Origin of the sequence: Micromonospora sp. NPDC048839, from assembly GCF_040649915.1 — a bacterium.
Lineage (GTDB): Bacteria > Actinomycetota > Actinomycetes > Mycobacteriales > Micromonosporaceae > Micromonospora.
Genome location: NZ_JBEZGL010000003.1, coordinates 181663 through 207494, shown reverse-complemented (window position 1 = coordinate 207494; position 25832 = coordinate 181663). Strand labels below are relative to the sequence as shown.

Here is a 25832-nt window from a genome sequence, read left to right as displayed (position 1 = left end):
TGAGCCGGTCTTGCGAGCCCCGCAGTCGCGAACCGAGGTGTCAGCATGACCGGGCCGGGGGAGGGGCGCGATCCGCGGGGGGTCGGGCGTTTCGACGTACCGCAGCCGCCGGCGGCGGACGTGGAGCCGGCGCGGCGGAACGGGCATCGACCGGCCGCTCAGGTCGCGCCGACCCCGACGCCGACCGACGAGATCGACACCGCGGCCACCGACGAGCCCGCCAGGGACCCGGTCGACGTTCCGGCGTCGGGTGGCACCGAACCGGCGGTTTCGGACCGGCCGGGGGACCACTGGGACCGCAGGGTCGCGAACGGCCTGGCCTTCCTGCGCCGGCGTCTCTCCGGCGACTACGAGGTCGACGAGTTCGGGTTCGACTCGGAGTTGACCGACGCGGTCTTCCACCCCCTGCTGCGGCTGCTCTACCGGGACTGGTTCCGCACCGAGGTCAGCGGCGTCGAGCACGTGCCCGTCGACGGACCAGCCCTGGTGGTCGGCAACCATTCGGGGACGGTGGCGCTGGACGCGTTGATCCTCTCGGCGGCGTTGCACGACAAGCATCCCGCCCATCGCTACCTTCGGCTGCTCGGCGCCGATCTGGTCTTCCGGATGCCGGTGGTCTCCGAGCTGGCCCGCAAGACCGGTGGCACGGTGGCCTGCAACCCGGACGCCGAGCGGCTGCTCAGCGGTGGCGACCTGGTCGGGGTGTTCCCCGAGGGGTTCAAGGGCATCGGCAAGCTGTACGCCGACCGGTACAAGCTGCAACGGTTCGGGCGGGGCGGTTTCGTCTCGGCGGCGCTGCGCACCGGCACCCCGATCGTGCCGGTTGCCATCGTCGGCGGCGAGGAGATCTACCCGATGCTCGCCGACATCAAGCCCCTGGCACGGCTGCTCAAGCTGCCCTACTTCCCGGTCACGCCGACCTTCCCGTGGCTCGGGCCGCTGGGCATGGTGCCGCTGCCCAGCAAGTGGCTCATCGAGTTCTGTCCGCCGATCCCCACCGCGCACCTGACCGACTCGGCGGACGACCCGCTGGTGGTCTTCAACCTCGCCGACCAGGTGCGGGAGACCATCCAGCAGACCCTGCACACACTGCTGGAGCGTCGACCCGATCCGTTCGGTCCCTGACACACCTAGCCGGCGCGGCGGCGGCGCTGCAACGCCAGCCCGGCGGTGACCGCGCCGACGACCAGCCCGGCTGCCGCGGTGGACGGTACGGCGATCTTGACCGCCCGCCGACCGGTGCGGAAGTCCCGTACCTCCCAGCCGTGCTGGCGGGCCTGCCGCAGCAGGGCGCCGTCCGGGTTGACCGCCACCGCCCGGCCCACGGCGGAGAGCAGCGGCAGGTCGTTGGCCGAGTCGCTGTACGCCGCGCAGCGGGCCAGGTCGAGCCCTTCCACCGCGGCGAGCTGGGTGACCGCCTCGGCCTTCGCCGGCCCGTGCATCAGGTCACCCACCAACCGCCCGGTGTACGCCCCGTCCACCACCTCGGCCACCGTGCCGATGGCACCGGTCAGGCCGAGCCGGGCGGCGATCACGCGGCCGATCTCCACCGGGGCGGCGCTGACCAGCCAGACCCGTTGGCCGGCCGCCAGGTGCCGTTGTGCGAGTTGGTGGGTGCCGGCCCAGATCCGGGGCGCCATCATCTCGTCGAAGATCTCCTCGGCGAGGTGCTCCACGTCGTCGACGCGCCAGCCCTCGACGAAGGCCAGCGCGGCCTCCTTGGCCAGCGACATGTCACCGGCGTGCTCGCGGGCCAACAACCGGAACCGGAGTTGCTGCCAGGCGAAGCGGGCCAGGTCGGCGGAGGTGAAATAGTTGCGGGAGGCGAGCCCACGGGCGAACCAGTAGATCGACGCGCCCTGCATCATCGTGTTGTCCACGTCGAAGAAGGCCGCAGCGGTCGGGTCCGGTGCGGAGGCGACGACCGGGGTCAGGTCGGTCTCGGCCCAGCCCGCGGTGTGCCCCTCGGCGTCGGTGCTGACCGTCACCTTACGGCTGCGCGCCACGCGACTCCCTCCCTCACCGATACGACGGGATACCCCCCAGCGAGGGTAGCCGCCGCCCGCGGTCGACCGGCCGGGCACAGAACGAACTGTGGCGAGGCCGGTCGGACGTGCGGTATAGGGGGTGGGAGGTCAGCGAGCCCCGGGGCAGGTGCTCGGGTCGGGGCCGAGGGTGTCGCTGGCGGTCGGGGCCGGCAGGCCGCAGGCGATCGCCGCGCGCAGCGAGTCCGAGCGCTCCCGGATGCTGTCCAGTAGGCGCAAGGACCGCTGGGTCCGTTCCCGGTCGACGCGGGTGCTCCCGTCGAGCAGACCGCTCACCGCCCGGCGCTGCCCGGTGACGAACGCGTTGAGCGTGTCCAGGCTGCCCGGCTCCGCCCGTTGTGCGGCGGCGGTGGTCAGCAGGCGAACACCCTGCCGGGTGTCGGCGTCCATGTCGTCGAGGACGGCGCTGTAGCCGATCCGGTCGCCGCGCAGCTCGGCGGCCTCGCCGAGTCTGGTCCGGGCGAAGTCCAGGAAGAGTTGACCGCGGCTGATGTCGGAGCTGGCCAGGGCGAGCTGAGCCCGTTCGGTGGAGCGCTTCATGCCGTACAGCGCGTCACCGGGCACCGCGTTCTCGCTGGCGGCGGAGATGCCGGAGACGGCGATGGCGCCGGCGGCGATGCCGACCAGGATCGCGCCCCGGGCTCGGGCCCGCCGGGCGGTGACCGCCGGCAGTAGCCGCCCGCGGGTGGTCGTGGCCGGACGCTTGGTGGCGGCCGGTTCGCTGGCCGCCGGTGTGGTGCCCAGCCCTTCCCGTTCGGCGGTGGCGAGCAGCATCGCCCGCAGGCCGGTCCGGAAGTCCTGGTCCACCTCGACAGTCGGGGGGTCGGTGCTGATCCGTTGGCCCACCGCGACGAGGGGCGCGAGTTGACCGTCCACCCGGGCTCGTACGTGGTGTCGCCGAGCGCCGTTGGCCTCGTCGAGAAGCTGCGCGAAGCGCTCGGCGCGCCGGCGGGAGATGAGGATGTCGTCCACCGCAGGCACCTCCTCTCGCTGGTCACGGCCGGTCGGCCGCCGTCCTTACCGGAGACCGGGCGGCAGTGTGACACCACGGAGGTGAGGCGCCGCCGGCTTGCCGGTCGGACCTCGGTGACCCGGCCTGCCGGGACAACCACCGGTCGCACCCGGAGAAACGCGGCGGACCGTTCACGGGTTACGGGCCTGGCGGGGCGGAAATTACAGAAAGTGATCGTCGTCACCGGGCGGGACCGACCCTGAGCTGCACGGACGTCGATCGACGCCCATCGGTCCCGCCGTCACAAACTACGGCTGGAAGCCGTCCGGGAGCAGCCGGGCCAGGGCGCGTACGGCCCGGTACTGGAGGGCCTTGATGGCGCCCTCGTTCTTGCCCATCGCACGGGCCGTCTCGGCGACCGAGAAGCCCTGGAGGAAGCGGAGCACGATGCACTCCTGCTGCTCCGGGTTGAGCTGCTTCACGGCGGTGAGCAGCGCGACGTTCGTGATGTGCTCCACCACCGCCGCCTCCGGGCTGCCCTCCGGGCCCCGGTCCTCCCGATCGGCGTCGAGCACGTCACCGGTGGTGACCTCCAGTCGGTACCGGCCCGACTTGAAGTGGTCCGCGACCAGGTTGCGGGCGATCGTCACCAGCCAGGCCCCGAGGTCGCGGCCCTGCCAGGTGAAGCTGCCGATCCGCTTGAGCGCACGCAGGAAGGTGTCCGAGGTGAGATCCTCGGCGAGTTGGCGGTTGCCGACCCGGAAGTAGATGAACCGGAAGACGGTGTCCACGTACCGGTCGTAGATCAGGCCGAACGCCTCGGACTCGCCAGCCTGGGCGCGCTCGATCAGCGTCCAGACCTCGGTGGCCGGGTCGGACGGGTCGGGGCGGCTCGGAAAGCCGGTCGGGGTCGTGGCGGTGGCGGCCGGTACCGCCGGGATCACCGCCGTCTCGCCCGCCGCCGGATCGGTGGTCACCGTCGGTGTGTCGCTGACCCGTCGACCCTGCGCCGGCATCGTCGGTCGGGCCGGAACGGCGACCCGGCCGCCGGTCGGCCGTGCGTTCCCGCCGGGCACCACGGGCCGCGGCGGCGGCTCGTTGTGGTGTGGCCGGCTGCGGGTGCGTGGGGCTGTGCCGTCGCCGAGCACGGCGGCGCCGTGTGGTTCGTCGAGTGGGGCACGGGCCGTCGGTCTCTCGTTGACGTGCGAGCGTGCCGGCTGGCCGGTCAGGCCGACTGGACGTTCCGCGTAACCGAAGGTGGTCACCGGGTTACCCCCGTCCCGTCGGTCGCCGGATGGGCCGGTCTGTGCGTCGTCGGGGCGGACCGACCGGGGAGTCGGCCGGGCAGGACGGTCACGGGGGTTGCCGATGGGCGGCAAATCCCCTGGAGGTGCTGGTCCAATGCGCTAACAGGCACGGGGGCCTCCTCGGGCTGAGGGGTGTCGACTCACGGCAAATGGGGTGAGCCGACCCGAGTGATAATAGGGCCAACGTCACCCGCGCGTGGCAAGTCCGTTACACAAGGCGGAAGTATTTCCCGCTCTCTCGGTGCAGTGCCGGACCGGTTGTCCGTCGTGTGCGATTGACTTTCCGTCGCCCCGGTGTTCCTCGGTGGATGCCCTGGTGGGGCGGGTCGGCCGTTCGGTCGAAGCGGTCGCTGCGGGTGGCCGCGCGGGCGTGGCCGAAACGTCTGTGGACGACGCCGACCATCCCATCGGCGGGACTTGATCGGATCACCGATGGCACACCTGATAGTCCCGTGTACGGGACGGTCCCCCCGCGCCGCCCGGGCACCCGTTCGCACCGTCGGTCGTGCCCGGGTCGTCGGCCGCTGTGCCAGACTTGATCACCGCGCCGGCCGAGTCGGCGGTACCGGGTGTGCCGCACCCACGAACCGGCGAGACTGTGCGGGCGTACGTGGTGGCGGCGTCGGCGCGACCGGTGACGATGCCGACCCAACTGCCGGCGAGCGCCGAAAACCCCATACGGAGGTAACCGATGTCCAGTGACGCCCGGCTCGCCCTGATCACCCGACCCGGCTGCCACCTGTGCGACGACGCCAAGGCGGCACTCGACCGGGTGGTGGCGGTGACCGGCGACAAGTGGGTCGAGTGGGACGTCACCGACGACGAGGGGCTGGAGCGGGAGTACGGAGACCGACTGCCGGTGGTGCTGCTCGACGGCAAGGAGCACGGCTACTGGCGGGTCGAGGAGGACCGGCTGCTGCGGGACCTGACCACACCTCAGCTCTGAGCGGTACCTATGGTGCTCTGATGACCTCCGCACCCCCACACCTCGTCTGGGACTGGAACGGCACCCTGCTCAACGACCTCAGCCTGGTGGTGTCCGCCACCAACGTCGTGTTCACGAGCCTTGGTGGGCCGACGGTCACCCTGGACGAGCACCGGGTGCGGTTCCGGCGGCCGATCGCCGAGTACTACGCCGAGGTGCTCGGGCAGGCCGTCGACGACGACGAGTTCGGCCGGCTGGACCGGATCTTCCACGAGGCGTACCGCACCGGGCTGACCACCTGTGAGCTGGCCGCCGACGCGCGCGACGCGATGGCCTCCTGGCCGGGCAGTCAGAGTCTGCTCTCCATGTGGTTCCACGAGGAGTTGGTGCCGACCGTGCACACGTACGGGTTGACCGGCCACTTCACCCGGGTCGACGGCCTGCGGGCCACCGTCGGCGGCGGCCGTAAGGCCGAGTCGCTCCAGTCGCACCTGGCGGAGCTGGGCGTGGACGGCGCCTCGGTGGTGCTGATCGGGGACTCCATCGACGACGCGGACGCCGCGCTCGCGGTGGGCGGTCGTGCGGTGCTCTACACCGGCGGGTTCACGGACCCGGCCCGGCTGCGCGCCGCCGGTCACCCGGTGGCCGACACCCTCCTCGACGCGGTCAACCTGGCGCGGGAGGTCAGTTCCGCAGGTAGGTGAGGACGGCCAGCACCCGCCGGTGCTGCTCGGTGTCCGGCGGAAGCGTGAGTTTGGTGAAGATGTTGCGCACGTGCTTCTCCACCGCGCCGTCGCTGACCACCAGGGCACGGGCGATGGCGGTGTTCGAGCGTCCCTCGGCCATCAGCGCGAGCACCTCACGTTCGCGGGGGGTCAGCTCGCGCAGCGGGTCGTCGCGGCGGCGTCGGGCGAAGAGCTGGCCGACCACCTCCGGGTCGAGCACCGTGCCGCCGGCCGCCACCCGGCGCAGGGCGTCCAGGAACTCGTCGATCGCGGCGACCCGATCCTTGAGCAGGTAGCCGATGCCGCCGCCGGCGCCGCCGGTGGTGGCCAGCAGATCATCGGCGTACGAGACCTCGACGTACTGGGAGAGCACCAGGATCGGGGTACGCGGCACCAGCCGGCGTGCCTCCACCGCCGCCCGCAGCCCCTCGTCGGTGTGCGACGGCGGCATCCGCACGTCGACGATCGACACGTCCGGCTGGTGCTCCACCACCGCCTCGACGAGCGCGTCACCGTCCCCGACGGCGGCCACCACCTGGTGGCCACTCTCGGTCAGCAGCCGGACCAGTCCCTCGCGGAGCAGGACGCCGTCGTCGGCGATCACGATGCGCATGGCTGTGTTGTCTACCACGTCCGGCCCGTCGTGCGGGGGCGGCGCGGGACTGCTCACAGCGGTAGCTCGGCGCGGATCTCGGTGGGGCCGCCGATCGGGCTCACCACCGCCAGTTCACCGCCGGCGGCCCGGACCCGGTCGGCGATGCCGGCCAGCCCGTGGCCCTTGGCCAGGTGTGCGCCGCCCTGACCGTCGTCGCCCACCCGTACCTGGAGGTGGGCGCCCTGCCGGGCGACGGCCACCACGGCCTCGGTGGCCCGCGCGTGCTTGGCGACGTTCGTCAACGCCTCGGACACCACGAAGTAGGCGGTGTTCTCCACCGCCGGGTCGAGCCGCCCGCCGGGAGTGCCGAGCTGCGGATCCACCTGGAGCTCGATCGGGATCAGCCCGCGACCCGCGATCGCGGCCAGGGCGCTGGGCAGGCCCCGGTCGACGAGGATCGGCGGGGCGATGCCCCGGGACAGTGCCCGCAGCTCGGCGAGCGTGTCCCGGGTCTGGGTGACCGCCTCGTCGATGGTCCGGCCGGCGGCCTCCGGGTCGGAGGCGAGCTGCATCCGGGCGCGACTGAGGTCCATGGCCAGGCGGACCAGGCGCTGCTGGGGGCCGTCGTGGATGTCGCGTTCCAGCCGGCGCAGCGCGGACGCCTCGGCGGACACGGCGGCCCGTTTCTGCTCCTCCAGCACGGTGATCCGGTCGCGCATCTCGGCCACCCCGGTCAGCATGGCCTTGGCGAAGCTGGCCTGCAGCAGGGCGCATCCCCGGACCACGATCGGCAGGGTGATCAGGAAGAACACCCCGATCGCGGTGTTCAGGCCGATTCGGGCGGTGGTCGAGTCGCCGAGGCCGAGCAGTTGGGCGAGGTCCTGGTCACCCTCACCGCTGGGGCGGGGCAGGGCCCAGTCGTAGACCCAGTACAGCGAACCGGCGATTGCTCCGGCCCACCAGACCACGGCGACCACGAAGGTGCCGGCCGCCGCGATGAGCCGCAGGATGCCGTGCGCCAGGTCGAGCCAGGACTGGGCGTCCCGCATCGGCACGAAGATCCTTCGCCAGGCGTTCGCGCCCGCCTCGGGCAGTCGGTAGTGCGGCCGGATCCGGGGCTGCCGGAGCACCGCGGGCAGCCGTAGCCGTTCGATGTCGGCCAGCCCGCGGGCGGCGTACAGGGTGCCGCTGAGGATCGGCAGACCGATCACCGTGACCACCAGGCCGATGCCGACCGCGGTGCCGACGATGAGGACGACGAAACTGGCCACCGCCAGAGGCAGACCGAGCAGCACGTAGCCGGAGTCGACGAAGAGTTGGCGGGGAATGCTCGGTGCCAGCGTCGGTGGGTCGCTGGTGGCGGCAACGGCGGTCATGGGCAAAGGCTAGGCATTCCGGCTTCCGGTCCCCATCCCGAAGCCCTGCCTCTCCCCCGTAGTGCTGCCCCTACCACCTGCGGAACGGCCCCGGTGAGGCTCAGCGCGGGATTGGTCAGAGAAGTCGGTATTGAGCAATAATTGCCCGGGCGGCGCGGACGAAAGTCGCTAAATCGATCTTGCGGAATGGAGCTGTTGGTGGAGTCGCGGCACGCAGCGACAAGATCGCGATTTGTGCACGTCTTCACAAGCGCCTACTCTGTGACTCCGACGCGCCCTGCTAGCACAGCCGGCAACCTCGGTCGCCAGCGGGAGTCCATAAGCGGCCGACCAGCGGAGTTGGCCGAGGATCGCACCGCACGGAGTCTCATGAGTCAGCACCGTCACCCAGGCGCGCCCGGCCGCGCCGGTGCCGTACCAGCGCTCCCGGATCTGCCCGAGGCCACCGTCGCTCGGCTCCCGGAATACCTGCGCGCGCTGCACAACCTCGCCGACACCGGGCACGAGACGGTCTCCAGCGAGGAGCTGTCCGCAGCCGCCGGCGTCAACTCCGCCAAGCTACGCAAGGACCTCTCGCACCTCGGCTCGTACGGCACCCGGGGCGTCGGCTACGACGTCACGCTGCTGATCGAGCAGATCGAGAATGTGCTCGGGCTCACCCAACGCCGGGCGGTCGCCCTGGTCGGCGTGGGTAATCTCGGTCACGCTCTGGCCGGCTACGACGGCTTCGCCGGCCGAGGCTTCCGGATCGCCGCACTTCTCGACGCCGATCCCTCCCGGGTCGGCGAAGAGATCAATGGCCTGGTGGTCCGGCATGTCGACGACCTGGCGACGGTCGCCGCGGAGGAATCCCTCGCGATCGGCGTGATCGCCACCCCGGCCGCAGCCGCCCAGCAGGTCGCCGACCAGCTGGTCGCCGTCGGCGTGACGAGCATCCTCAACTTCGCGCCGTGCGTACTCTCGGTTCCGGAGGGGGTCGACGTGCGCAAGGTCGATCTCGCCATCGAGCTGCAGATTCTGTCCTTCCACGAGCACCGCAAGGCGTCGCTGACCGCGCTGCCCGCCACCGGCGGGTCCGCTCTCACGGCCCTGCCGGGCGGGTTCGCGGCCACCGACACCCAGGAGGCGATCGGCACGTGAAACTGCTCGTCGTCGGCGCGTCCTATCGGACCGCCCCGGTCGCCACGCTGGAACAACTGGCCGTGCCTCCCGCCGACCTCACCCGCACCCTGGACCGCCTGGTCGCCCAGCCCTACGTGGCCGAGGCGGTGATCGTCTCCACCTGCAACCGGGTGGAGGTGTACGCCGCGGTGTCCGGTTTCCACGGTGGGCTCGGCGACGTGTGCGCCGTCCTGGCGGAGCAGGCCGGCAGCTCGCCTGCGGCGCTCGCCAGCCACCTGTACGTGCACTACGACACCGCTGCCGTGGAGCACGTCTTCCGGGTCGCCACCGGTCTGGACTCGATGGTGGTCGGCGAGGCGCAGATCCTCGGCCAGCTGCGTGACGCGTACCACTGGGCCACCGGCGCCGACTCGGCCGGCCGCCTGCTGCACGAGTTGATGCAGCAGGCCCTGCGGGTCGGCAAGCGCGCCCACGCCGAGACCGGCATCGACCGTGCCGGCCAGAGCGTCGTCACCGCCGCGCTCGAGCTGGCCGCCGGGCACCTCGACGGCGATCTCGCCGGCCACCCGGCCCTGGTGGTCGGCGCCGGCGCGATGGGCTCGCTGGGGGTGGCCACGCTGTCCCGGCTGGGCGCCGGCCCGCTCACCGTCAGCAACCGGGGCGCCGATCGGGCCGTCCGGCTCGCCGAGTCGTACGGGGCGAGTGCCGCGCCGATGACCGAGCTGGCCGACACCCTCTCCACAGTGGACATCGTAGTGGCCGCCACCGCGTCCACCGAACCGGTCCTCACCCGGGCGGTGGTCAGCGCGGCGCTCGCCGAACGGGACCCGGTCCGGGGTCCGCTGGTCCTGCTCGACCTTGCCGTCCCGCGTGACGTCGAGGACGGTGTCGCCGAGCTGGCCGGCGTCGAGGTGATCGACATCGACCGGATGGCGGCGCTGCTCGCCGACGGTCCGGCCGCCGCGGACGCCGCCGCCGTCGAACGGATCGTGCGCGGCGAGGTGGAGAGCTTCCTCACCTGGCTGCGCGGCGCCGACGTGGCGCCCACCGTGGCCGCGCTGCGCGGCCGGGCCGACGACGTGGTCACCGCCGAGCTGCGCCGACTCGCCCAACGTCGTCCCGACCTCGGCGACGACCTGCGCGCCGAGGTCGCCCGCACCGTGCACCGGGTCGTGCAGCGGCTGCTGCACCAGCCCACCGTCAAGGTCCGCCAGCTGGCCGCGGAGCCCGGTGGCGACCAGTACGCGGCCCTGCTGCGCGAACTGTTCGACCTCGAGGTGCCGCAGACCTCTCCGGTGGACACCGTGCCGGACGTGCTGACCCCCGACCTCGGCATGGCGCTGCCCGGTGTCGACCCGGTGTCCGGGGCCGACGCCACCGAGCCCACCCCACCCACCGGAGGTGTGCGATGACCGCCCCCCTACGCCTCGGCACGCGTGGCAGCGCCCTGGCGATGGCCCAGTCCGGTCAGGTCGCCGAGGCGGTGACCGCCGCCACCGGCCGCCCGGTCGAGCTGGTCGAGGTGGTCACCGCGGGCGATCGCTCCAACGCGCCGGTGCACCGGCTCGGCGTCGGGGTGTTCGTCTCCGCGCTGCGCGACGCACTGACCGCCGGGACGATCGACTTCGCGGTGCACTCCTACAAGGATCTGCCCACGGCTGCCGCCGCCGGGCTGCACATCGCGGCGGTGCCGGCCCGACTGGACCCGCGCGACGCGCTGATCGCCCGGGGCGGCCGGACGCTCGCCGAACTACCGCCCGGGGCAACCGTGGGCACCGGCGCGCTGCGCCGGATCGCCCAACTGCACGCGCTCGGCCTGCAACTCGAGGTCACCCCGATCCGCGGCAACATCGACACCCGCCTGGCGCGGGTGGTCGGCCCCGAGGCCGACCTCGACGCCGTCGTCCTGGCCCGGGCCGGGTTGGCCCGGATCGGTCGGGCCGACGAGATCACCGAGACGCTGGATCCGATGCTGATGCTGCCCGCCCCCGCCCAGGGAGCGTTGGCGGTGGAGTGCCGGGTCGACGACCAGAGCCTGGTCGAGCTCCTCGCGGTGCTCGACCACGCACCGTCGCGAGCCGCGGTCACCGCGGAACGCGCGTTTCTGGCAACCCTGGAGGCTGGGTGCAGCGCACCCGTCGCCGCCTACGCGGAACTCGCCGAGGGCGATACCGGCGATGAGATCTACCTGCGCGGGGCGGTGATCAGCCCGGACGGCACTCGTGACCTCCGGCTGTCCCGCACCGGAACGCCCGCCGACGCGACGGAGATCGGTAAGGCACTCGCCGCCGAACTCCTCGACCTCGGCGCCGACTCGATCCTCGGCCACGATGGACACACCGGCCCGGGGACCCAGCAATTTGGGAGCACAGAATGACCCGCACCCGTAAGCCCGTCGGCCGTATCGCGTTCGTCGGGGCTGGCCCCGGTGACCCTGGGCTGCTGACCCGTCGGGCCCACGACGCCCTGGTCGACGCTGACCAGGTGATCTACGACCGGGGAGTCCCGGAGTCGTTGCTCGCCGTCGTTCGCGCCGAGGCCAGGGACGATGCCGAGTTCACCCCCGCCGAAGGCGCGCCGGGGGACGTGGCGAAGGTGCTGATCTCCGCGGCCCGATCCGGGTTGAACGCGGTGCACCTGGTCGCCGGCGACCCGTTCGGCCACGACTCGGTGGTGAAGGAGGTGCAGGCGGTGGCCCGCACCGCCGCCCACTTCGAGGTGGTGCCCGGTGTCGGCCAGGCCGAGGGTGTGGCCACCTACGCGGGTGTTCCGCTGCCCGGTGTGCGTACCGCCGCCGACGTCGAGGACGTCAGCGCACTGGACTTCGAGGCGCTGGCCGCAGCCGTCGGCCGGGGTTCGCTCGCGCTCGCCGTGGACGCCGGTGACCTCGCCGCCGTCCGGGACGGGCTGCTCTCCGCCGGGGTCGACGGCACCACCGGCGTCGGGGTGACCGGCGACGGCACCGGCGAGACCCAGTACACGACCACGTCGACGGTGGACAGCTTCGTGGCTGCCGCGCTCGGCTTCACCGGCCGGGTGGTGCTCACCGTCGGTGTCGGGGTGGGCCAGCGCGACAAGCTGAGCTGGTGGGAGAACCGCCCGCTGTACGGCTGGAAGGTGCTCGTACCCCGGACCAAGGAGCAGGCCGGCGCGATGAGCGCGCGGCTGCGCGCGTACGGGGCGATCCCGTGTGAGGTGCCGACCATCGCGGTCGAGCCGCCGCGTACTCCGGCGCAGATGGAGCGGGCGGTCAAGGGCCTGGTCGACGGCCGGTACGCCTGGGTGATCTTCACGTCGGTGAACGCGGTCCGCGCGGTGTGGGAGAAGTTCGCCGAGCACGGGCTGGACGCCCGGCACTTCGGCGGCGTCAAGATCGCCTGCATCGGTGAGGCGACGGCCGACGCGGTGCGCGCGTTCGGTATCCAGCCGGAGCTGATCCCCGCCGGGGAGCAGTCCTCCGAGGGGCTGCTCGCCGAGTTCTCCCCGCACGACGAGATCCTCGACCCGGTGGGCCGGGTGCTGCTGCCGCGTGCCGACATCGCCACCGAGACGCTCGCCGCCGGGCTCACCGAGCGCGGCTGGGAGGTCGACGACGTGACCGCGTACCGGACGGTGCGGGCCGCGCCGCCGCCCGCCGAGATCCGGGACGCGATCAAGTCGGGCGGGTTCGACGCTGTCTTGTTCACGTCATCCTCCACCGTGCGGAACCTGGTCGGTATCGCCGGGAAGCCGCACGCGCGTACCGTGGTTGCGGTTATTGGGCCCAAGACGGCGGAGACCGCGACGGAGTTCGGCCTGCGGGTCGACGTCCAGCCACCGCACGCCTCGGTGCCCGACCTGGTGGAGGCGCTTGCCGCCTACGCCGTCGAGCTGCGCGAGAAGCTGGCCGCCATGCCGGCCAAGCAGCGCCGCGGCTCGAAGGTGCAGGGCCCGACCGCTCTGCGCTTCCGGTAGTCGTTCGAGGAGGCCTGCCATGTCGTACCCCGAGATCCGGCCCCGCCGGCTGCGCCGCAACCCGGCGATCCGCCGGCTGGTGTCCGAGACCCGGGTCGACCCGGCCGAGCTGGTCGTGCCGATGTTCGTCAAGGAGGGGCTGAGCGAGCCCCGTGCCATCGGGTCGCTCCCGGGGGTGCTCCAGCACTCCCGGGACTCGCTGCGCAAGGCGGCGGCCGAGGCGGTCCAGGCCGGCGTCGGCGGGATCATGCTCTTCGGCGTGCCGGAACGGCGGGACCCGACCGGCTCCGGCGGCATCGACCCGAACGGCATCCTCAACGTCGCCATCCGCGACGTGGTGGCCGAGGTCGGCGACGCCGCGGTGGTGATGAGCGACCTGTGCCTGGACGAGTTCACCTCGCACGGGCACTGCGGGCTGCTCACCGGAGACGGTGAGGTCGACAACGACTCCACCCTGGCCGCGTACGCCGAGATGGCGGTGGCCCAGGCCGCCGCCGGGGTCGGCATGGTCGGGCCGTCCGGGATGATGGACGGCCAGGTCGGCGTGGTCCGCAAGGCGCTCGACGCCGCCGGGCACCAGGACGTGGCCGTGCTGGCGTACGCCGTGAAGTACGCCTCGGCGTTCTACGGTCCGTTCCGCGAGGCGGTGGAGTCGGCGCTGGAGGGCGACCGGCGCACCTACCAGCAGGACCCGGCCAATCTGCGGGAGTCCCTGCGCGAGGTGGCGCTCGACGTCGCCGAGGGCGCCGACCTGGTGATGGTCAAGCCGGCGCTGCCCTACCTCGACGTGGTGGCGGCGGTACGGGCCGCGGTGGACGTCCCGGTCGCCGCCTACCAGGTCTCCGGCGAGTACGCGATGGTCGAGGCGGCCGCCGCGAACGGCTGGATCGACCGGGAGCGGGTGATGCTGGAGACGCTCACCTCGATCAAGCGGGCCGGCGCGCAGGTCATCCTCACCTACTGGGCTGTGGAGGCCGCCGGCCTGCTGCGCCAGCGCTACTGACCGACCCGCGCCGATCGGTCAGGGCAGTTGCCCCGACCGATCGACGATCGCCATCCGCATGATGGCGGTGCTCGTGTACGGCGACTCCTTGCCATCCCGCACCGTGAGTTGGCGAGTGCCGAGGTAGACGTGGGTCTCCCGGTCGAAGATCAGGTCGACGTGGGCGGCGAACACGCCGGGAGTCCGCAGCGCCACGCCCCGTCGGCCGGCGGCGTCCCGCACCTCGCCGGGCAACACGCTCGCCCCCGGCACTCGGGCCATCGCCTGGAACAGCGCGCCGAGCGACTGCGGCGGCACGTAGCCCTGCAGCATCCACATCCCGTCGCCGAAGATCGTGGTCGGGTCGTTCCGGATGGCCTCCAGGTCCGCGCCGGCGGGTAGATCCAGGGGGATCGGGTGATCCCGCAGGTGCTGCGCCATCTGCTCCGGCTCGGTGGGCAGGCCCTGGAAATAGCCGGGCGGCGGCGGCAGGTGCGAGACGTGGTCGGTTCGCCACTCGTCCGGGCGGCTCTCCAACCGCCGCCGCTGCTGCCAGGTCGGATCGTCGCCGACCGGCACCCAGCGTTGGAGCCGCTCATCGACGTACGGGCCGGCCGCTGGCTCCTCCCGGGAGGTCAGCCGCAGTTCGACGAAGAGGAACTGGCCGGGACGCGCCACCAGGTCGGGCTGCTGCCGGGCCGTGTCCGCGGCTTCGGTCAGGATCTCGGCCGCGCTCGCCGTCGGTGGGGTGTCGCCGACCGTCTGGGTCACCAGTCCGGCGGCGGTCAGCAGGACGACAAGCCCACCGACCCCGGCCAGCCGCCAGCCCGGCCTACGCCACCGTGCGCCCCGTGTCGCACGGACGGTCGTCGGGGCTGCGTCGGCGGCCGGGGCGCTTTCGGTGGTTCGGGCGCCGAGGTGTTCCTTCAGCTCGGCGAGAAGCCGTGCCTCGAAGTTGCCCAGTTGCGGGGTTCTGCTCATGGTGACCTTCCCTCCGATCAGACGAGCGCGGATTCGGACTGTGCGAGAGCGAGGCGTACTGCCCGGCGGGCCCGGTGCACTCGGACCCGCGCGGCGACCGGGGAGATCCCGAGCGCGGCGGCCGCGTCCGTCAGGGACAGGCCGTCGACGGCGACGAGTTCGAGCAGGGCGCGCGTGTGCTCCGGCAGACCGCCGAGAGCGCGATAGGTGCGGCGCGCCAGCGATTCCGCGTCGATGCGCTCCTCGATCCGGGCGATGTCGTCGGCGTCCAACAGCCGTCGTCCCGCCACGAGACCGCTGGCCCGCAGATGACGGGTCGCCCGGCGGTGTTCGGCCGCGATGACGTTGCGGGCCACGCCGAAGAGCCAGGCCAGCTCGTTACCGCGCTCCGGCTGGTAACCGGCTGCGGAGTTGATCACAGCCAGGAACACCTCGGCCGTGAGGTCGGCGGCGGTGTGTGGGTCGTCGACGCGGCGGGCGACGAACCGCCCGATCGTCTCGACGTGTCGGCGGTAGAACCGCTCGAACGCCGCGGGGTCCGTACCGATGGCGGCTAGGTCGTCCCCGCCTGGGCTCGGGCTGCTCACGGGCCGTCCTCTCGTTGGCCGTCCTTACACCCCTTCCTTGGTTCGGCGGCGATACGGCGTTACATCCGCGAGCGCCGCCACCAGTGCTCGGCGAGCGGCCCCCGGGGTAGGGCGGTGCGATGGGGTCGGGGGCGAGGGTAGCCACTGACGACAGCCCAATCAGGGCGTCCCATCTGGGCGACCCGCCCGAGGAGGTCCGGTCCGGCGCCCCCCTCCGCGCCCTTTGCTCTGCTTCAGCGGGCGCAACATTTTTGGCTTCAACTGTTGCGCCCGCTGCAGCAGAGCAAAGGGCGGCCAACTATGTCCCGCCCTGCTTGACTCTCGTGTTATCCACAGCTTTATCCACAGGGGTTGAGTCCAGGTGCTGGCACGGGTGACGGTGGGGGAATGGCGTCGGCGCTTGAATCTCCTCCTCCTCCTGGCCCTACCGTCGGGCGGTTTCCCATCGCCGGTCTGGTTCGCCGCGCACGCCGGATCGTCGGGCTGAGCCAACATCGGATGGCCCGCTTCGCCAAGGTGGCGCCCTCGACGGTGGGACGGGTCGAAGCGGGCAGCCTGACACCAAGCCTGGCGGTACTGCAACGCCTGCTCGGCGCTGGCGGCCTCTACCTGGTAGTGGTGGATCAGGAAGGCCGGATCGTCCAGCCGATGGGCGACTGGGACGACGTCTACGACGGCGCGGGCCGGCGTTACCCCTCGCACCTCGACACCATCCTCGACCCTGAGTCGGGGGAGTGGTGGGGGGACCGCTACGGGCTGGCCCGGCCTCCGGAGACCTACCATCGCAGCTCCGCCGATCGGGAGGCGCGACGGCGGCGCAGCCAGTGGGAGGTGCGAGTGGCGCAGCACCGCAACGTCCCGCCCCCGCCAATGGTCCACGAGTACTACTGACCTCCCGCGTTGACCGGACGGGCGAACGAGGAGCGGCCCGCCGCCCGGGGGAAACCCGGACGGCGGGCCGCCGACGGCACCTGGCGGATCAGTCGTCGTTGGTGATCGTGCCAACCGCGAGCGGGTCGGCCAACCGCAGGCCGGGCACGCCGGCCACCAGCAGCGTCAGCCTCTCGTCCGATTCCCGCCTCCGGTCGCCGCGCACGGTCACCGGGAACGCCACCGACGTCTGCCCGGCGGCCAACACCTTGCACCCGGCGTACGGGTCGAAGTCCGAACCCGACTGCGCGGTGAGGCCGACGGTGGTGGCACAGAGCAGCACCGGCTGGGACAACGGCCGGGACACGGTCGCGGTGAAGGTGAGCTGCCGGGTGCCCTGGTTGCCCTCGACCACCGTCGTGTCGGCGACGGTCAGCGAGGCGCGGGACCGGAACCGGGCCACCTGCGGGTCGTGGTCACTGGAACCCCGTGACCCGTCGCCGGTGAACTCCGCCGGCCAGTCGGCGTTGACGTGCGCCGCGCGCACCTGCACCAGGTCACCGTAGAACGCGTCGTTGACGAACAGGTGGTCGAGGGTCTGCGCGTGCCCCTCGAAGCTGTACGAGTACGCCGACGCCGGCACGTCCGCGACCAGGTTGTCCCACAGGTTGTGCAGACCCACCTCGTACAGCGGCGCGAGCTGGTCCGACGGTGTGGGCTCGCTGCCCGTCGCAATGGGGTCGTCCGGGCGGGGGAAGACGTTCAGGTCCCCGCCGTAGACCACCCGGGCGCTCTGGTCGGCCGCCTCGATCGCGGTGACGATCGCCGCGCCGTAACGCGCCTGCTCCCGCCGCTGCCCGACCCGGCTGTCCGGGCCGGAGGAGTAGTGGTTGCTGAGCGCGTACAGGGTGAACCGCTCGGTCGAACCGGGCGACGCGGCCACGCTGAACTTGCCGAGCTGAGGGGCGCGGGTGAAGACGTTGGTGCCGTCCCGACCGGTCGAGGTGTCCACATCCGCCGGCAGCACCGCGTTGAGGGCCTTCGGGTTCTGCACGTCGGCGTTGGCCGGCAGACCGGCAGCGCGGTACTGGACGGACGGTGCCGAGCCCAGCAGCGGGTCGTCGGCCGTCGCGGCCGTCAGCGACAACCGGTCGGTGCGGTACAGGAACGCTGCGGTGATCCCACGGGCGTCCGCGCCGGTCCGGTCATAGGCCGCGGCGTACGCCGGTCCGCCGGCCGCCGCCACCCCGAGCGCCAACTCCTGGATGCTGTCCGGAGCGCCGTCCGCGTTGTTGGTGTCGCCGCAGCTCAGCGCCGCACCGGAGACCGTGCAGATGTCCTGGTCCTCGGCCTCCTGCACCAGGATCAGGTCCGGCGCGTGCAGGTCCTTGACGATCTGGTCGGCGAGCGCGGCCAGTTGCTCGCGGTACTCCGCCTCGCTGCCCGGCACGTAGTCGAACGGCGGGTCGACACCTGGGCAGCCGGTGTTACCGGTGAAGTCGCAGCCGTCGAACGGGTCGTCGCGGTGGTCGTACAGGTTCTCCACGTTGTAGGTGGCGACGGCCACCTCCTGCGACCGGTCGGCCGGCTTCGGCGGGTTGTTCTTCGACGGGTCGGCCCCGGCGGCGAACTCCGCCCGCTCGACCTGGACGCCGTACTTCTCGAACGAGTAGTAGACCCCGCCCACCGCGTCCGCCCGCAGCGTGTCGAAGGTGTGCGCCGGCGGGAGCAGCGCGGCGCTGTCCCCGGCGGTGGCCTTCACGCCCATACTGCCGAGCAGCGTCCGCTGACCGTTGCCGTCGTCGAAGCGGCGGGTCGGGTCGTTGTCCAGCGGGTGCGAGTCCCGGAAGACCCGCCGGGAGTACGGGTCGGCGCGGTCCAGCAGCGGGTCGTCGCGGTCGACCACCCACAGCTCCGCGTCGGCCGTGGAGGAGAAGACGTCCCGGCCGCTCACCGCGCCGCTGCCCGCGCGAACCCGCATCCGGGAGCCCTCGTGCCGCTCCCAGAAGCGCTGCGCGTCGGTCAGCACGGCCGGCGGCACCGCGTCGGCCACCGCGACCGCGGTGTCCACGGCCAGCCCACCGCCGATCCGGCGGACCAGCGACGCGCCGGAGAGCTGGGTGAAGTTGTAGTACTCCGACACCCGGGCCCGCAGCACGACCTCGTCGCCGACCGCCGGCACGTAACCGCCGATCAGCGAGGTGAACGCGCCCATGAACACGAAGATGCCGTCGGAACTGCTCGGGTCGCCGTCGGTGTCGCCGGTACGGCTCTGCAGGAAGAAGCCGTGCTGCTCCGCGCCGGCCGACGTGCGGGCCAGGGTCAACTGGGTGATGACGCCGCGTACGTCGTACAGCGTGCTGCTCGTGCCGTTGCCGCTCGCCGGTGCGAGCGGCGACCGGTCGGCGGGGCCGGACTCGGTGTCGGTGGTCGGGCCCTGCACCTCACCGACGGTCAACTCCCGGGTCACCTGCACGGCCAGCGCGCAGCTCGCGGTGCCGCCGTCCGCGTCGGTCGCGGTGAGGGTGACGGTGTACGCCCCGGCGGCCAGGTCGGCGCTCGCGTCGATCGTGGCACGGGCGGTGCCGCCGACGCCCCCGGCGGGAGTGAGCGCGGTGCGGGTGATCGAGCCCGCGGACGGGGTCGGGCTGACCGAGGTCACCACCAGGTCGACGATCGTGTCATCGGGGTCGGTGGCGGTGACCTCCCGGCTCGCCGCCGTACCCGCGCTGGTGACCAGTGGGCCGCCGCAGGTCAGCGTGGCCGGGACGTCGACCGGTCCGCCGCCGTCCGCGGTGTGCGCGCCGAGGCCGTCGAAGGTGTCCACCGGGAAGCCGGCCCACTGGGCCGCGGGGTCGAACGCGTCCGTCGGTTCGGTGTCCCCGCTGGTCACGGTCGGCAGTCGGCGCAGGGTGTCGTCCGCGGTGCTGGTGGCGCCCGCACCCCACTCGGTGCCCGGGTCGACGCCCACCTGCCCGATCGAGTCGAGCACGGTGGTGCCCCGGAGCAGTACGACCGCGTCGTCACCGTTGAACAGACTGGCCCCGGTGGTCTGGTCGGCCTGGGCGAGGATGGCGGCCCCGGCCGACGCGCTGGCGAACACGAACACGTCGCCGGCGGCCACGTTCCCGGTCAACGCGATCGTGGTGGCCGTGGTGGAGCCGTTGAAGTAGAGCTGGAGCCGGTAGCCGCCGGCGGCGAGGTCGACGGGGACGCCGGTGCCGTTGAACAGCTCGATCGCCTTGTTGTTCGACGAACCCTCGACGTACTCCGAGATGAACAGATCGGTGGGCGCGGCGCTGGCCGCGGTGGGTGCGACGCCGAGCGCCGTGATGGTCACGGCGGCGGTGGCGGTCGCGAGCGCGGCGAATGAGCGGCGCGGGCGCATAGGGCCTCCACGATGGGTGGATGGGGGTCAACGCACGTTAAGGTGCGCGGTGGTCCACCGTCCATCCCCTAGTGGACAGTTGCGTGAATTCCCTCAGCGTGGGGGATCGAGCCGGTGCACCAGCTCAGCGACGTCGACGCTGTATTCGCACCAGTCGCGGTCCGGCTGGTAGCCCAGCTCGGCGTTGACCTTCAGCATCGCCTCGTTGGCCTGCGCGTTCCAGGTCTGCACCTCGATCAGCTCCGGCTCGGCGGAGCGCAGCTCCAACAGCATCCGGGCCTTGATCGCCCGGTCGATGCCGTAGCCCCGGTGGTCCTGCGCGACGATCGTGTCGTACTGGTCGGCGCGGGTCGGGTGCTGCGCGGGCACCACCACCTCGGTCAGGCCGGCCACCTCGCCGCTCTGCTCGTGTCGGGCGAGCACGATGTACGGTTTCATGCCCCGCCGGTGCAGGGTGTCGAGGCTGTCGCGCAGCCGCTCCGGCTCGTAGGAGCTGGGGCGCAGCTCACCGTCGTCGACGTCGCGCACCTCGGCCTTCGCCCGCGCGTACGCCTCGATCAGGTCGTCCGGTGGCCCACCCGGGAAGAACTCCAGGTGGTAGCCCGCCGCGATGCCGGTGGCCATCTGCGTCAGCTCGGCCCAGTCGACCGCGGTGAGGTCGAGCACGCTGCGCGTCTCCACGTACTCCCGGGTGAAGCCGAGCGACTCGTAGAACCCGACCGCGGGCGTGTCGCCGACCACCTCGACCCCGATCGAACGGAAGCCCTCCTGGTAGACCCGGCGGGCGGCACGCAACACCAGGTCACGACCGAGACCGCTGCGCCGCACCGACGGGTGCACCAGCACCTCGAGCACGCCGATGTCACCGAGGAGCAGCACGTGCACCTGGCCGAGTACCGCGCCCGGGTCGCCGGGGTCGGTCGCCTCGGCCTGGGCGATCCAGGAGATCCGCCGCTCGCCGGGCATCACCTCGGCGAGGTATTCGCGCAATGAGGTCTCCCGCCACGGCGGATCCTGCGGCAGGTCGGCCGCCAGCACCGCGTTCAGCGTGACCAGCAGCGACGCGATCTCGGCGGACGACGCGGTCCTCGGGTCCCACTCGCGCACCATCACCCGTCTAGCTTGCCGCTAACAGAGGCCGGGGGGAAGTGTCCAGTTCTCCAACGTATCGAGACGATCACGTCACGGGCGGCTGGCCCGTCCGTACCGGTTGGCGGTGTCGTAGACGTCCTGGGCGTACCGGCGTACATCGTTGTAGGACAGGATCGCGTTCCACCAGTCGCCCGGGATGCTCAGGTTCCGACCACCCTTGCAGAGGTAGTTACCCGCCGCCAGTGCTGCGTCGTCCAGGTCGTGCGGGTCCTTGAGCCCGTCATTGTCGGCGTCCGCGCCGATCTCCTGCCAGGTGGTCGGGATGAACTGCATCGGCCCGATCGCCCGGTCGAGGGTCAGGTCCCCGTCGAGCACCCCACGGTCGGTGTCGATGATCCGCATCCGGCCGCCGTTGCCGTCCAACGGCAGTCCGATGATCTTCGGTAGCGCCTTGCCGTCCTGCCCCAACCGCGCGCCGTTGGCCGACCCGTGCCCCGACTCGACCTGCCCGATCGCGGCCAGCGTGGTCCAGCTCAGCGCGCAACTGCGGTTCGTCTGGGCGAGCATCAGCTCGGCATAGCCGTACGCCTGCACGGCGACGGCCGGAATATTCACCTTGGCACCGACCTGTTGAGCCCAGCCAGCCAGGGCGTCCGACGGCCGCCCGCCGATGCCGGGTCCGCTGGTGGGCAGTCCACCGCTCGGCATCCCGCCGGTGGGTGGTCCGCCGCTGGGTAGTCCATTGCTCGGTAGTCCACCGCTGGGTAGTCCGCCACCCGGTAGGCCACCTCCGGGCACCGGGCCGGTGGGCAGGCGGGCAGGCGCTCCCGGCGGCACGGTGGGCGTACCGGAGGCGTCGGCCGCGACCGGGCGGGGCGCGCGGATCGTGGCCGGCACGAGCAGGGCGCCCGCCGCCGCGGTCGCGGACACAAGCGCCAGCAGGAAGAGGCCGGGCAGGGTGAGCCGACCACTCGGTCGACGAGCCCAGGCCCGGGTCGCACGGGCGGCCGAGGCTGCCACCTGGCGCGGCGGCAGCCGTACCGCGTGCGCGAACGGCACCCGCCGTCGCCGGGCGGCGCCGGACGCCGGTACGACGGGAATTTCGTCCACACTGGTCTTAGCCACATCCGCGGTGACCTTGGTGACGGGCTTCGTCTCGTCAGCGGACACATCGGGCTTCGCGTCGTCGGCCGGTGCGTCGGTCTTCGTGTCGTCGGTCTTCGGGCTGTCGGTCTTCGTGTCGTCGGTCTTCGGGTCTTCGGTCCTGGGGGCCGCTGCCCGCGTGTCAGCGCTGTCGGCGGCGACCGGAGCGGGCTCGACCGGGTCCTCAGATCCGGCGCCGGCCGCGCCCGGCCCGGTCCTGGGGGCGCCGGTCGGACTGGCCGAGGGGGCGTCGGTCGCTCCGGAGGTGGTGGCAGGTGTGGCCGGCGTACTCGCGGTCCGGCCGCTCAGCCAGGGCCGGCGGGGCCGGGGCACCGCGCGTACCGGGTCGGGCGCGGCCCCCGAGCCTTCGAGTGGCCCGTCCAGCGGCGCGGCCGGTCGTAACGGTTGCACACGCGTGTCGTCCTCGCCGTCCACCACCCGTCGAGTATCACCCATCCTCCGCCGGACGTCAGTTCCCGTACCCTGGGCGCATGCCCCGGTACGAGTTCCGTTGCCGCGCCTGCGGCGACACTTTCGAGGTCAACCGTCCGATGGCGGCTGCCGCTGACCCGGCCGCCTGCCCGCAGGGTCACGCCGACACGGTGAAGCTGCTCTCCGCGGTCGCGGTCACCGGCCGGGGTGGGGCCGTTGGTGGCGCCCCGGCGTCCTCCGGTGGTGGGTGCTGCGGAGGCGCCTGCGGCTGCTGATCGGACCAATTCCCCGCCACCTGGTGGGCTGGTCTTGCCGTGACCGGGTCCGAGTGGCACTTTGAGGCGGCATCTGCCCGACCGTTCTCACGATGCGTTACCGCTCGGACTCAGGCAGCATGAACCCGACGTCACGGGCGGAGGTTCCACGCATGTCGCCACGGATCCAGCTCCCGAGCGGTTGGGTGACCTTCGTGTTCACCGATATCGAGGGCTCGACCCGGCTGGCCCAGTTGCTCGGCCCCGACTACCGTCCGGTGCTCGCCGAGCACCGACGGCTGTTGCGCCGGACGCTGGCCAGCACGGGCGGCGCGGAGCTGCTGACCGAGGGCGACTCGTTCTTCCTGGCCTTCGAGGACGCGGCATTGGCGCTCACCGCCTGCCTGACCGCTCAGCGGGCGCTGTCCAACCACGACTGGCCGACCGCCGAAGCCGCACCCCGGGTGCGGATGGGCCTGCACACCGGTTACGCCGAGCCGCGCGACGGCGACTACGCCAGCCCCGAGGTGCACCGGGCCGCCCGGGTGGCCGCCGCGGCGCACGGCGGGCAGGTGCTCTGTTCGGCGCCCACCGCCCGTCGGGCCGAACCGTTGCCGCCCGGTGCGACCCTGCTCGACCTCGGCCTGCACCGGCTGCGCGGCTTCGACGACCGGGAGCGGCTCTTCCAACTGGTCGCGCCGGGCTTGGAGCGGCAGTTCCCGCGGCCCCGCACCGCCGACGCGGTGGCGCACAATCTGCCGACCCAGGTGACGTCGTTCGTCGGTCGGCAGGCCGAGCGCGTCGAGTTGGGCCTGCTGGTGAAGCAGCACCGCCTGATCACCGTGCTCGGCGCGGGCGGGGCGGGCAAGACCCGGCTCGCGGTGGAGTTGGCCAGCGGGGTCGTCGAGGCGTACCCGGACGGGGTGTGGTTCGTCGACATCGCCGCGGTGACCGACCCGGGGTTGGTGGCGTTCGCGATCGCCGCGGTGCTCGGCCTGCGACCCGAGCCGGGCCGGCCGATGCTGGACACCCTTGTCGAGTACGCGGCCGCCCGCCGCATGCTTGTCGTCCTGGACACCTGTGACACCCAGCCGGCCGCCTGTGCGGAGGTGATCGCGCGGTTGTTGTCCGGCGGCGGTGGTGTGCGGGTGCTGGCGACCAGCCGGGAGTCGTTCAGTCTGCCGGGTGAGGTGGTGTGGCGGATCCCGCCGCTCTCGGTCGACCCCCGCGCGGACGGTGCGGAGAGCGATGCGGTGGCGCTCCTGCTGGACCGTACGGCGGCGGCGCGTGGCGGCCGGCGGCCGGACCCGGCCGAGTCGGCCGATCTCCGCCGGGTGGTGCAGCGGCTGGACGGGTTGCCGCTCGCCATCGAGCTGGCCGCCGCTCGGCTGCGGGTGCTCTCGGTGGGCCAGCTCGCGGAGCGCCTCGACGATGTTCTCGGCACTCTGGACGCCGGTCGGGAGGACCCGGATCCGCCCCCGGTGGAGCGCGGCTGGTCCGGCAACCAGCAGGACACCGTGGACCTGGTCGCCGCGGCGTCCGGGGCGTCGCCACCCACCGCGGCGAGCAGGGCGGTGCAGCGGTCGGCCACGGAACGGCACCTGACGATGCAGGCCACCGTCACCTGGTCGTACCGGACGCTCGGGCCTCGGGCCGCCCGCCTGCTGCGGTGGCTGTCGGTCTTCGCCGGGCCGGTGGACCTGGCGACGGTGGAGTGGCTGCTGGGTGACGACCCGCTGGATCCACTGTCGGTGCTGGTGGACAAATCGATGGTGTTGGCCGAGCCGCGGGCCACCGGCAGCACCTACCGGATGCTCGACCCGATCCGGGCGTACGCGGCGCGGCGGCTGGCCGAGGCGGGTGAGGAACAGGCCGCCCGGAATCGGCATGTGGCCTGGTCGGCCCATGCGGTGGACCGGGCACACCTGGGTCAGGACGGCCGTCCCGTGACGCTGTCGCTGTACGCCCTCGACCCGTTGGCCGGGGAGGTACGCGCCGCGTTGCGGTGGTGCGCCACGGGCGGCAGCGCCCGTGCCGGTCTCGGTCTGGCTGGTGGGCTGGACCAGTGGTGGCTTGAGCGGGGCCTGGCCCGGGAGGGGCGGCTGTGGCTGTTCCGGTTGTACGGGCGGATCGCCGAGACGGGTGAGCGGATCCCGGAGGCGGAGCTGGCGGCGGTTTACCACATGCATTCGCTGCACGCCGGCGCGGACGGTGAGTTCGCCGAGGAGTTGCGCTACTCCCAGCGGGCGGAGGCGGCCGCCCGGCAGGCCGGTGATGCCGGGCTGCTGGCCCGGGTGCTCGCCGGCCGGGCCGCGCCGTTGGTGGACATGGGGCAGCTCGTCGAGGCCGAGCGGGTGTGCCGGGAGGTCATCGACTGGGCGCACGGGCAGGACGTGGTCGGCGAGGCGCTGTTGGCGGTGTTCAGCCTGGCTGAGCTGCTCTGGCGGCGGGGCGCCCTGGGGGAGGCGGCGGATCTGCTCGGGGCGGTCCGGCCGGTGGAGGCGGCCCGCCCGGTGGAGCGGGGTCGGCGGTCGGTGGACATGCTGCTCGGGATGGTCGCGTTGGCCCGGGGCGATGTGATCGCCGCGCACGAGCACCTGCTGGTGGCGCTGCGTTCGCGGATGGGCCACGGCTACCACGGTCGGGCGTGTGACACGTTGAACGCGGTCGCGGTGCGCTGCGCGATCGGCGGGGACCGGTTGACCGCGGCTCGCCTGTTCGGGGCGGCGCAGGCCACCCGGGCGAGCATGCGCGCGACCCCGGGCATCTACGGCGGCTACTGGGCCGAACAGCAGGCCGAGCTGCGCGCGCAGTTGGGCGACGCGGTGTTCGACGACGCGTACGGCGAGGGTGCCGAGTTGGGGCTGGACGAGGCCGCCGCGCTGGCACTGGACGTGGAACACCCGGACCTGGCGGCCGACTCGACCCGCTTCAGCACCGGCCTGTCCCAGCCCCTTCCCCGCCGCCCCGCCGACCCCGACCGCCACCCGGCAACCCGCACCGAACGCGCCTAACCCAACCCCTGCCCAGACCACCCCCACCCCCGCCGTGGTTGATCATGAGGTTATTGCTGCGACACGCCGATGGGACGGGCAATAACTC

Annotated in this window: 21 protein-coding genes; 11 read left to right on the top strand and 10 right to left on the bottom strand. The window is 72.5% G+C overall.

The genetic code is table 11. The features are described from left to right. Positions 1-45: 45 nt before the first annotated feature. Positions 46-1125 carry a lysophospholipid acyltransferase family protein gene (locus AB0C25_RS06950; RefSeq protein WP_357370416.1) on the top strand — a complete coding sequence of 360 codons (1080 nt, stop codon included), beginning with the start codon at positions 46-48 and terminating at the stop codon, positions 1123-1125. 5 nt (positions 1126-1130) lie between these two features. Here AB0C25_RS06950 and AB0C25_RS06945 read toward each other — a convergent pair whose 3' ends face one another. The 3 genes from AB0C25_RS06945 to AB0C25_RS06935 form a co-directional block, all read right to left on the bottom strand. Beyond that, positions 1131-2006 carry an HAD-IB family hydrolase gene (locus AB0C25_RS06945; RefSeq protein ID WP_357370414.1) on the bottom strand — a complete coding sequence of 292 codons (876 nt, stop codon included), beginning with the start codon at positions 2004-2006 and terminating at the stop codon, positions 1131-1133. A gap of 129 nt (positions 2007-2135) precedes the next feature. Further along, the gene (locus AB0C25_RS06940; protein WP_357370412.1) at positions 2136-3026 is read right to left on the bottom strand and encodes a DUF5667 domain-containing protein; all 891 of its coding nucleotides are present in this window, start codon (positions 3024-3026) and stop codon (positions 2136-2138) included. Positions 3027-3305: 279 nt separating this feature from the next. After that, positions 3306-4262 (bottom strand): ECF subfamily RNA polymerase sigma factor, BldN family, encoded by a 957-nt coding sequence (locus AB0C25_RS06935; protein ID WP_357370410.1) that lies wholly within the window; start codon positions 4260-4262, stop codon positions 3306-3308. A gap of 733 nt (positions 4263-4995) precedes the next feature. On the opposite strand from AB0C25_RS06935, the gene AB0C25_RS06930 reads away from it, so the two are divergent. Beyond that, positions 4996-5250, top strand: a complete 255-nt coding sequence (locus AB0C25_RS06930) for a glutaredoxin family protein (RefSeq protein ID WP_357253871.1) — start codon at positions 4996-4998, stop codon at positions 5248-5250. Between the two features lie 20 nt (positions 5251-5270). Continuing rightward, the gene (locus tag AB0C25_RS06925) at positions 5271-5933 is read left to right on the top strand and encodes an HAD hydrolase-like protein (RefSeq protein ID WP_357370407.1); all 663 of its coding nucleotides are present in this window, start codon (positions 5271-5273) and stop codon (positions 5931-5933) included. On the opposite strand, the gene AB0C25_RS06920 is transcribed toward AB0C25_RS06925, so the two are convergent. Beyond that, positions 5914-6567: a response regulator transcription factor gene (locus AB0C25_RS06920; protein WP_357370405.1), complete on the bottom strand. Its 654-nt coding sequence runs from the start codon at positions 6565-6567 to the stop codon at positions 5914-5916. The two genes, AB0C25_RS06925 and AB0C25_RS06920, sit on opposite strands and share 20 nt — an antisense overlap. 53 nt (positions 6568-6620) lie before the next feature. Beyond that, complete coding sequence (locus AB0C25_RS06915) at positions 6621-7925, bottom strand: sensor histidine kinase (protein WP_357370403.1); 1305 nt, start codon at positions 7923-7925, stop codon at positions 6621-6623. 369 nt (positions 7926-8294) lie between these two features. On the opposite strand from AB0C25_RS06915, the gene AB0C25_RS06910 reads away from it, so the two are divergent. The 5 genes from AB0C25_RS06910 to hemB are packed head-to-tail and all read left to right on the top strand — an operon-like array spanning position 8295 to position 14004. Beyond that, positions 8295-9065: a redox-sensing transcriptional repressor Rex gene (locus AB0C25_RS06910; RefSeq protein WP_357253879.1), complete on the top strand. Its 771-nt coding sequence runs from the start codon at positions 8295-8297 to the stop codon at positions 9063-9065. Further along, positions 9062-10459 (top strand): glutamyl-tRNA reductase, encoded by a 1398-nt coding sequence (locus AB0C25_RS06905; protein ID WP_357370401.1) that lies wholly within the window; start codon positions 9062-9064, stop codon positions 10457-10459. Before AB0C25_RS06910 ends, AB0C25_RS06905 begins: the two co-directional genes overlap by 4 nt. Beyond that, on the top strand, positions 10456-11424 hold the full coding sequence (hemC, locus tag AB0C25_RS06900; protein WP_357370399.1) for a hydroxymethylbilane synthase: 969 nt from the start codon (positions 10456-10458) through the stop codon (positions 11422-11424). Before AB0C25_RS06905 ends, hemC begins: the two co-directional genes overlap by 4 nt. Then, positions 11421-13001, top strand: a complete 1581-nt coding sequence (locus tag AB0C25_RS06895; protein WP_357253884.1) for a uroporphyrinogen-III synthase — start codon at positions 11421-11423, stop codon at positions 12999-13001. The genes hemC and AB0C25_RS06895 overlap by 4 nt, the downstream gene beginning before the upstream one ends. 19 nt (positions 13002-13020) lie before the next feature. Next, positions 13021-14004 (top strand): porphobilinogen synthase, encoded by a 984-nt coding sequence (gene hemB / locus AB0C25_RS06890; RefSeq protein ID WP_357370397.1) that lies wholly within the window; start codon positions 13021-13023, stop codon positions 14002-14004. Between the two features lie 18 nt (positions 14005-14022). On the opposite strand, the gene AB0C25_RS06885 is transcribed toward hemB, so the two are convergent. Both AB0C25_RS06885 and AB0C25_RS06880 read right to left on the bottom strand, forming a co-directional pair. After that, positions 14023-14964, bottom strand: coding sequence for a CU044_5270 family protein (locus AB0C25_RS06885; protein WP_357370395.1), 942 nt, complete (start codon positions 14962-14964; stop codon positions 14023-14025). A gap of 17 nt (positions 14965-14981) precedes the next feature. Next, entirely contained in the window at positions 14982-15551 is a 570-nt protein-coding gene (locus tag AB0C25_RS06880; protein ID WP_357370393.1) for a sigma-70 family RNA polymerase sigma factor, read from the bottom strand. Between the two features lie 387 nt (positions 15552-15938). Between AB0C25_RS06880 and AB0C25_RS06875 the strand changes: the two genes are divergently transcribed. Continuing rightward, the gene (locus AB0C25_RS06875) at positions 15939-16442 is read left to right on the top strand and encodes a helix-turn-helix transcriptional regulator (RefSeq protein WP_357370391.1); all 504 of its coding nucleotides are present in this window, start codon (positions 15939-15941) and stop codon (positions 16440-16442) included. 88 nt (positions 16443-16530) lie between these two features. Here AB0C25_RS06875 and AB0C25_RS06870 read toward each other — a convergent pair whose 3' ends face one another. From AB0C25_RS06870 to AB0C25_RS06860, 3 genes are all read right to left on the bottom strand, one after another. Then, positions 16531-19809: a lamin tail domain-containing protein gene (locus AB0C25_RS06870; protein WP_357370389.1), complete on the bottom strand. Its 3279-nt coding sequence runs from the start codon at positions 19807-19809 to the stop codon at positions 16531-16533. A 93-nt stretch (positions 19810-19902) separates the two neighbouring features. Then, on the bottom strand, positions 19903-20919 hold the full coding sequence (locus AB0C25_RS06865; RefSeq protein WP_357371052.1) for a GNAT family N-acetyltransferase: 1017 nt from the start codon (positions 20917-20919) through the stop codon (positions 19903-19905). A gap of 72 nt (positions 20920-20991) precedes the next feature. Next, entirely contained in the window at positions 20992-22500 is a 1509-nt protein-coding gene (locus tag AB0C25_RS06860; protein WP_357370387.1) for a lytic murein transglycosylase, read from the bottom strand. Positions 22501-22535: 35 nt separating this feature from the next. On the opposite strand from AB0C25_RS06860, the gene AB0C25_RS06855 reads away from it, so the two are divergent. Both AB0C25_RS06855 and AB0C25_RS06850 read left to right on the top strand, forming a co-directional pair. Further along, positions 22536-22751, top strand: a complete 216-nt coding sequence (locus AB0C25_RS06855) for a zinc ribbon domain-containing protein (RefSeq protein WP_357370385.1) — start codon at positions 22536-22538, stop codon at positions 22749-22751. 152 nt (positions 22752-22903) lie between these two features. Further along, positions 22904-25744 carry an adenylate/guanylate cyclase domain-containing protein gene (locus AB0C25_RS06850; protein ID WP_357370383.1) on the top strand — a complete coding sequence of 947 codons (2841 nt, stop codon included), beginning with the start codon at positions 22904-22906 and terminating at the stop codon, positions 25742-25744. Positions 25745-25832: the final 88 nt, after the last annotated feature.